General features: G+C 50.4%; 6 protein-coding genes. 4 read left to right on the forward strand and 2 right to left on the reverse strand.

Annotated features, from left to right (window positions below; translation table 11 throughout):
- Together PPL9_RS25810 and PPL9_RS25815 are read right to left on the reverse strand one after the other, a co-directional pair.
- Nucleotides 1-258: DNA polymerase III subunit chi (locus PPL9_RS25810; RefSeq protein WP_200962372.1), on the reverse strand; the 258-nt coding region annotated here is incomplete at its 3' end.
- Between the two features lie 720 nt (nucleotides 259-978).
- On the reverse strand, nucleotides 979-2,469 hold the full coding sequence (locus PPL9_RS25815; RefSeq protein ID WP_057465374.1) for a leucyl aminopeptidase: 1,491 nt from the start codon (nucleotides 2,467-2,469) through the stop codon (nucleotides 979-981).
- Nucleotides 2,470-2,753: 284 nt separating this feature from the next.
- Between PPL9_RS25815 and lptF the strand changes: the two genes are divergently transcribed.
- The 4 genes from lptF to PPL9_RS25835 all read left to right on the forward strand — a co-directional run.
- A complete protein-coding gene (gene lptF, locus PPL9_RS25820) occupies nucleotides 2,754-3,947 on the forward strand; it encodes an LPS export ABC transporter permease LptF (protein WP_208989636.1) in 1,194 nt (397 codons plus the stop codon).
- A complete protein-coding gene (gene lptG, locus PPL9_RS25825) occupies nucleotides 3,947-5,038 on the forward strand; it encodes an LPS export ABC transporter permease LptG (protein WP_057465376.1) in 1,092 nt (363 codons plus the stop codon). The genes lptF and lptG overlap by 1 nt, the downstream gene beginning before the upstream one ends.
- On the forward strand, nucleotides 5,038-7,440 hold the full coding sequence (locus tag PPL9_RS25830) for an LPS-assembly protein LptD (RefSeq protein WP_057465377.1): 2,403 nt from the start codon (nucleotides 5,038-5,040) through the stop codon (nucleotides 7,438-7,440). The genes lptG and PPL9_RS25830 overlap by 1 nt, the downstream gene beginning before the upstream one ends.
- Nucleotides 7,441-7,648: 208 nt before the next feature.
- A partial coding sequence (locus PPL9_RS25835) for a SurA N-terminal domain-containing protein (protein WP_057465378.1) occupies nucleotides 7,649-8,467 on the forward strand: 819 nt, incomplete at its 3' end.

The raw sequence follows: 8,467 nt of genomic DNA on the forward strand, positions 1-8,467 counted from the left end.
GATTGCCTCATTGGGGTTGTCGTTTTCCGTTGTCAAGTAGATGGGCTGAAATTCCGGATGGCCTTCCTTTTTGGTGCCGTGAGGCAGGAAACCATCGTCAGAATAGGTCCAGAGGTAAGAATCAATGGCATCACACCGTGCTTCCGTTCCAAACTGGATGGTGACAACCCATTCTCTCTCCAAGCACTTTTCAAGGAGAGTGGGCAAGGCCCGTTCCAGCGGAAATTTAGAGAGCTGGTAGAACAGCACTTCACTCATATTCTGGTTTCCCGTTTATCCGGCAGGCTTTTTGCGTCCTGCAGCCCAATACGCCGTGCGACGCATGCTGCATCAGGCTGCGCATGGAATATGTAAAGCCCAAATCACTGTGTTTCTCAATTGACCACATTTTATCCTAAAAATTGTCGTGAATGATCCCAATTACATCGGGATATTCATAGGAATCGTTGATAAACCCAACCCAGACGCTTTAAAGGGCTAGACTTGACCGCATTCCTGGGGAATCTCGGTGTGGTGTTAAGCTTAGCGAAACCGACGCCAAATTATGGAGAGTGAAATGCTCTCATCTCTGTGGTGTTGTGGGACCGCAGGCATTGTATATTTAGGAAACGACCAAATGGCAGCGCGTATTGTATTGTTCTTTGCTCTTGTATCCGGTCTTGTTGGCGTAACAGCTGCAGTGGGTGCAATGCTTCCAGAAGCCTCCAGCTCCTGTACTCATTATCAGACCTGCTGATTGACTGGAAAACCAACTTACTCTTTCAAATATAAAATTTTCTTTGAATATAGCGCTTAGCGCGTTTAACTCTTTTAAGATCAAGAATGCCCCTCTTCAGTTTGAAGTGGGGTTCTTTTTTTGTCGTCATCAAGACGTTGCTGTCACCTTTGTGATGAGCAGCAAAAAGGCCGGCCACAACTTCTGTGACCGGCCTTTTTTCGTTTAATTTAGCGCAGGCATTTTGTTGCCTGATGCAAGGCTTAGCCTTCGTAATGATCTTTGATCATGCGGTTCAGTGCGCGCACGCCGAAACCGGATGCCCAGCCCTGAGAGATTGCGTTTTTCTTGGAGCCCATTGCAGTGCCAGCCACGTCGATGTGTGCCCACTTGGTCTCATTGGTGTGACGCTGCAGATAAACAGCTGCAGTGCTTGCACCACCCCAACGGCTGCCGCCGGTGTTACGCATATCGGCATTTGGAGTGTCGACCATCTTGTCGTACTCATCACCCAAAGGCAGACGCCACATTTTTTCTGCAGTGGTTTCACCAGCTTCGCAGATTTGCGCTGCAAGCTCACCATCAGCAGAGAAGACACCTGCGCGATGGCCGCCCAGAGCAACCAGACAAGCGCCTGTCAGGGTTGCAAGGTCTACCATGAATTTCGGCTCAAAACGGCTTTGCGTGTACCAAAGCGCATCACCCAGCACCAAGCGGCCTTCCGCATCGGTGTTGAGGATCTCAACGGTTTGACCAGACATGGTTTTGACGATATCGCCCGGACGGATCGCGTTGCCATCCGGCATGTTTTCCACCAGACCCAGCACACAGATTGCATTGACTGCGGCTTTACGGCCAGCAAGAGCTTTCATGAGACCGATGACAGCTGCTGCACCGCCCATATCGCCCTTCATGTCTTCCATGCCAGCGCCCGGTTTCAGGGAGATACCACCGGTATCAAACACAACGCCTTTACCAACGAATGCGATTGGAGCGTCGCCTTCCTTGCCGCCATTCCATTTCATGATTGCCAAACGGGAAGGACGAACTGACCCCTGACCAACGGCCAGCAGTGCATTCATGCCCAGTTCCTGCATCTCTGCTTCGTCAAGGATTTCAACTTCTACGCCGAACTCAGAGAGCTGCTGTGCTTTTGCAGCGAACTCAACCGGGCCAAGCGTGTTGGCAGGCTCATCAACAAGAGTACGTGCGAGAAGTGTGCCTTCTGCCACAGCCTCAGCTTCTGCCCAGAGCGGCTCAACTGCGGCTGCATCCTGCACCTTCAGCGTGATTTCGCAGGCTTTGTCGCCGTCTGCTTCTTTCTTAACAGTGCGGTAGGTGTCGAACTTGTAACCACGCAGCAAAGCACCTTGCGCAAAGTCTGCGGCTTGCTGAGCTGTTGCGGCAGCTGGGAAGGTCACTTCTGCACCTTCCGCTTTGAGCGCAAGCAATTTGCCAGCAACTTCACCGCCCAGATTAACCCAGTCTTGCTCTTTCAGATCGTCAACTTTGCCAAGGCCTGCAACGATCAAACGGTCTGCATCCATACCTTCTGGAGCGAGCAAGTGCATGATACCGGACTTCTTACCTGTGAAATCAGCAGTTTTAGCAGCGCGCTCAACAGTTTTTCCAGTAGAGCCCATCACACCCTCAGCTTCTGCTGCAAAGCTGAGTTCTTCACCTGCAAAGACGACCTGAACGGGTGCTGTTGCATCAGAATACTGCGCGATCTTAATGGATGTGAATTGCGTCATTATGTCGTTTCTTTCCTCGGGATGACCTGCGATAGGCAATTTCTAGCAGAATATGCCAGCAACCACAGGCGGACGCGTGGTCCAGCTACTCTTAAAATTCATGGCAGAACATGGCGCGATAATGGTCCCGTTTCAAGGCTATGTGAAGAAACTTGCGAGTTTATTCATTAAAAGATCCGGTGATCCGGCTTTCTGCCGTATTCCGTGTTATTGAGTGGACTTGAATCATTTTGCGGCTTGGCCTCCCCCATAACGAACAAGAAAAGGTTCTGTTGCACGGCACAATGAAAACTATTGAACGCTACATCGTCAAACGCAGCTTTACCGCCTTTATTGTGACACTGGCCGCCATGACTGGCGTCGTCTGGTCCACCCAAGCGCTGCGCCAGCTGGATCTGGTCACCTCAAAAGGCCAGACCCTTTTGCAGTTTGGTTACATCACTGCACTGGCTCTGCCTTTCCTCATCCTGATCGTTGCCCCCTTCGCAATGATGCTGGCGTTTATAATCGTGCTCAACAGCATGTCCCGCGACAGTGAGCTTATTGTCATCAACGCTTCGGGCGCTTCCAAGTCGCTTGTTCTCCGGCCAATCATGGTGTTTTCACTCACGATCACAGCCCTGATGTATTTCCTGTCCATGTATCTGTCCCCGACAGGCCTGGCGGAATTGCGCAGCGAGTTGACGCGTGTGCGTGTTGATCTGGTCGCCAACATCATCAAGCCTGGGCGTTTCATTCCGATCGAAGAGAATCTGACCTTCCATATCCGCAACAGAAGCGGTGATGGGATCCTTGAAGGTCTCTTGCTGGATGATGCCCGCAATCCGGAAACCTCATTCACCTATACGGCTGAGACGGGACGGATTATCGAGGCTGCGGACAAAACACTGCTTGTCATGCTTGATGGGACGATCCAGCGCCGCCCGAAAGGTGGACAGGATATGTCCATCGTCAGCTTTGAGAGTTATGGCTTCGATTTGTCCTCGATGATTCCCGAGGCTCGCGAGCCAACATTCAAGGCAAGTGAGCGTCCAACCTTCGAATTGCTGAGCGCAAGCCCTGATGATTCTTACGCTGCAAAGCATTGGGACAAGCTAGTTGTGGAATTCCACGACCGTTTAAGTGTCCCTCTTTACCCCATTGCCTTTGGTCTGATCATCTATGCTTTCCTGGGTTCTCCCAAGACCACTCGTCAGGACCAAGGCCTTGCAATAACAACAACAATCGCAGTTGCGACCCTGCTGAGAACAGCAGGTTTTGGCGCAACGCTCATCGTGAGTTCGGCTCCTGATATGTTCCCATTGCTCTACGCAATCCCAATAATCGCAATTGCGCTTGCTGCGTGGTCCATTAGCCTGAACAGAAGACCTTGGTTTGTTCAGCGTCTGGTCGATGGAACACAAAGCCTCTTTAATGGCATTGGTCGTGTGTTCTCCAAACTGGTAGGCCGCAAGAACCAAGGGACAGCAGGACTGTAATGACCGGAAGAACGCTTAGTCTTTACATATCCAAACGGTTTTTGAAGTCAATTCTGGCCCTCTTTCTGTTTGCTGCCGTTTTGATCTTGCTGTTTGACGTGCTTGAGCTTGTTCGCCGTGGTGGCGATCGTGAAGGGTTTTCTCTTCTGCGCATTGCTGCGATTTCTGCCTTGCGCGTTCCACTTCTGCTTGAACAGGTTATTCCATTTGCAGTCCTTTTTGGCTCTATCTGGGCGTTTGTTACGCTTTCCAGAAGCCTTGAGCTTGTGGTCGCACGTGCGGCTGGTATTTCGGCCTGGCAGTTTACTGCCCCTGCTCTTCTGACTGGCCTGTTCATCGGCGTAGCTGCTGTGATTGGTTACAATCCTGGTGCTGTATATCTGCAGCAAAAATCAGATGAGGTGGCAGAGGGCTTGTTCAGTGTGGAGCAAACCTATTTACTGGAAGGATCTGGAGAGGTTTGGCTCCGGCAGAACGGCACCGATGGTGAGTCAGTTCTTCATGCACGCCACACCAGCGGGCAAGGTGCGTCACTCAATGGTGTCACGATCTTCTCTTTTGATCGCCAAGGCCAGTTTTCAGAGAGAATCGAAGCACGGCGAGCCGTCCTAGCTGAGGGCATGTGGCGGCTAACGGATGCGGTTGTCTATGCTGTGGACACTGATCCACAGCATTATGGGAACTACTCTGTCAGTACTTTTTTGACCCCGACAGAGGTCAAGGAGAGCATAGGTTCGCCGGAATCTATTAGTTTTTGGAGTCTTCCACGCTTTATTGAGTTATCCCAAAGGGCTGGACTACCCGCGTATAGGTATTCTTTACAATATCAGACTCTTCTAGCCAAACCCCTGTTACTTGTGGCAATGATTGTCATTGCTGCTGCTGTTTCGCTGCGTGTATCGCGTTTTGGGGGGATTGGCCGCTTGATCGTTTGGGGCATTATTGCTGGTTTCGTGCTTTATGCCGTTTCCGAAGTCTCAAAGGATCTGGGCGGTGCTGGAATCGTTCCCACAACGGTTGCAGCATGGGCACCTGGCGTATTTGGGGTTCTTATGGGTTTTACAATTCTGTTGAATCAGGAGGATGGTTGATGGGTTCGGCCTTGATCCTGAAACAGAAAATCAAGCGAGTTGGTGCTGGCTGCGTATCGCCAGAATACCTTCGCACTGTCTCTGCAGTTGCTCTGCTGTGCGGCGCTGGCCTTGCGGTCCTCAGCGCGCCTGCAGTTGCGCAGATCGACCTTTCACAGTCTGCCCAGCAGGCTGTTGACACATCTCAACCAATGTTGCTTGAAGCGAAAGAGCTTCGCTATGATTTTGACAATGACGTCATTATCGCGACGGGTAGTGTTGAGATCTATTTTGACAACTACACATTGCTCGCAGATCGTGTGACTTACAATCGTAAGGACGGCAAATTTTCTGCGCACGGCAATGTGGAAATGACAGAGCCTGACGGCAATCTCATACTCGCAGACAATCTGACTTTGAGTGATGACTTCTCTGAGGGTTTCGTCAATGCTTTGCAGATTGACACTCCTCAGTTTACGCATTTCGTTGCCGAGAGCGCTGAGCGCTCTAATGACAACGTTACCACACTGAGGAATGGCACTTATTCTGTCTATAAGAAGGCTCCCAAGCCTCCGTTATGGCGGATCAAATCAACAACGATCATCCACAATCAGCAAAAGCAACGCATCTATTTTGAGGGTGCTTCCATTGAGCTGTTCGGGAATACGATTGCCAAGATTCCTTACTTCTCAATCGCAGATCCATCAGTCGGCCGTAAATCTGGCTTCCTACTTCCGCGCTTTGTTACCAAGAATCGCCTCGGTTTTGGTGCCGCGATTCCATATTATTGGTCCCTTTCGCCAACATACGATCTAACCGTGACACTCACGCCGCTCACGCAGCAGGGTGTATTGGGCCAGCTGGATTGGCGGCAACAGTTTGATACTGGTTCCTACAATGTTTCACTTGGCGGGATCTCTCAGGCAGACCCAAGTGCCTTTAATGGCTCCAGCGGCGATGTACGTGGTCGCTTTATTGTCAATACGGACGGAAGCTTCGATCTGAGTCAACGCTGGGAAGCCGGTTGGGACATTACTTATGCAACAGATCGGGCATTCCGCGAGGACTATGGGTTTGCACGATTTGGTAGCGCTCAGGAAGTTTCCAAGCTTTTCTTGAATGGTCAAACAAAGCGGAATCTCTTTGACGCAAATGCATATGCCTTCCAGATTTCGCAGGAAGACAACCCAAGCCCAACGCAGCCGATGAATCCGATTGGGCCATTCTCTCAGGTCAACGCAGACCTTCAAGAGAAGCAGCCTTTTGTTCATCCTGTCATAGACAATGCCATTTATTTTGAGAAGTCTGTCGTTGGTGGACAACTAAACTACGATGGCAACCTCACAAGTCTGACACGCCAGACAACTGACGCCTTCTCTGTGAATGGCCAAAACCGCTTCCGTGGTGTTGAAGGTACGTTTAGTCGTCTAAGCGCAAACCTGACTTGGCAGCGCACACTTATCGATCCGATTGGTCAGGTGTTCACGCCGTTTGCCTATGCAAAGACCAACCTGTATTTCCTCGCGAACGCAGATGATAATGTGACGGCTCTTTCAGATGAGTCCGTTGTCTTCCGTGGAATGCCTGCGATTGGTTTGGAATACCGTTATCCGTTCCTTGCAACATTTAACGGTGGCAATCAGGTTATCGAACCGATCGCACAGATCATTGTTCGTCCAAACGAGGCGGAGATTGGGGAACTGCCAAACGAAGATGCGCAGTCCATCGTGTTTGATGCTTCCACGCTGTTTGAGTGGGATAAATTCTCAGGCTTCGATCGTAACGAGGGTGGTACTCGTGCAAACTTAGGTTTGCAGTACAAGCTGCAGTTTGACAAAGGCTCGTTTATCAGCGGTTTGTTTGGTCGCTCCTTCCAACTTGCCGGCCAGAACTCCTATTCAGTTCCAGGCATTCTCGATTCAACAGGCGACTCCGGCTTGCAGACTGCAGGGTCTGATTATGTGACTAGCCTCTATTTTGACACCAATACTGGCTTTCGCGTTGGTGGTAATGCACGCTTTAGCGAACATGACTTTGGCGTAGAACGTGCAGAAGTCAGCGCGAGCGGTCGTTATGGTCCAGCTTCGACAGTTCTGTCCTATGCCTATTTGGCGGAGCGTCCAGACGCTGGGATTGATGAACAGCGCTCTGAGCTTGTTGGTGCCTTGAATCTGAACTTGCAGGAAAACTGGCGTGTCTTCGGTTCACTGCGTTATGACATGATCAACGAAAACATTGTTCAGGATACTGTTGGTCTTGGTTATGACGACGAAGGCTTCTCCGCTTCACTCTCCTATGGTGAAGACAGAAGCCGGAACAATGGTGAGCCCGTAGAGCGGATCTTCTTCTTCCGATTCGGCCTCAGAACTATTGGTGATACCAGCCTTTCGACCTCAACTTCTGACTCATCCCCAAATGATTGAGTAAGTAGATAAGCTTAAACCTCTGGCTGTGCACAGGAAATAGCCAGAGGCATGACAGAATGTCGCCTACATTTGTTATTATTAGTTTGAATAAATTTTTCCGGGCTGCACCCTTCTAATTTGAGTCAAGCTGTGCCAAATATGCACCAGTGCTATCTAGGGAGCGTCCATTGAGGGCAATCGCCTTTGGGACGGAGAGCTTAACAAAATGAAACTTACTCGCTTCTGTGCTTCGCTTGTTGTCGCTGCCAGCATGCTGGCGCCACTTGGTCCGATGCTTACTTCTGCGGAAGCCGCAAGTAAAATCGTTGCTGTCGTCAATGGCCGTCCGATTACCAGTTATGAACTGCAACAGCGGTCGAAGCTTATCACGCTCACCACACGGGCACCGTCCAGCGTTGCCAAAAGGAAAGCTAAGGATGAGCTGATTGATGAAGCGCTGAAGCTTGAGGAAGCAAAGCGGGTCGGAGTTTCAATCGCTGACAAGAAAGTTGATGATGCTTTTGCAACAATCGCACAGCGCGTTAAACTCTCGCCTTCTCAATTCAAGCAAGCGCTTTCTCAAAGCGGCGTTAATCCTCGCACACTGAAAAATCGCCTTCGTGCTGAAATTTCCTGGTCTGAAGTTGTCATGCAGCGTTTTCGCGCGACCGTTCGGATTAATGAGTCAGACGTGATTGCTGCGCTTCAGGGCAAAGAAAACAAAGATGACAATGGCGCGACCAGCGTTGAATACGATCTGCAGCGCATCATTTTTGTCGTTCCTAAGAAGTCCAGCAAGTCCTTCAAAAACAAGCGCGTCACTGAAATGAAGAAGCTTCGAGCCCGCTTCACATCCTGTGAAGAAGGAACGCGCATTGCATCCGGTTTGAATGAAGTCATCGTGCGCCCAATCGGCAAACGCCTTGAAACTGATCTACCAGCTGCCTTCGTGCAAAAGCTGAATAAAATCTCTATTGGCCGCGTCACAGCGCCTACCCCTGTAGACTCCGGATTTGAGATGATTGCTCTTTGTGGTAAAGAGACA

Origin of the sequence: Pseudovibrio sp. POLY-S9 (assembly GCF_001431305.1) — a bacterium.
In the GTDB taxonomy this organism is placed as follows: domain Bacteria; phylum Pseudomonadota; class Alphaproteobacteria; order Rhizobiales; family Stappiaceae; genus Pseudovibrio.

What these genes read in the sequence shown, in the direction of transcription:
- PPL9_RS25815 (WP_057465374.1), bottom strand. Translation starts at nt 2,469, where the DNA reads ATGACGCAATTCACATCCATTAAGATCGCGCAGTATTCTGATGCAACA.
- lptF (WP_208989636.1), top strand. Translation starts at nt 2,754, where the DNA reads ATGAAAACTATTGAACGCTACATCGTCAAACGCAGCTTTACCGCCTTT.
- lptG (WP_057465376.1), top strand. Translation starts at nt 3,947, where the DNA reads ATGACCGGAAGAACGCTTAGTCTTTACATATCCAAACGGTTTTTGAAG.
- PPL9_RS25830 (WP_057465377.1), top strand. Translation starts at nt 5,038, where the DNA reads ATGGGTTCGGCCTTGATCCTGAAACAGAAAATCAAGCGAGTTGGTGCT.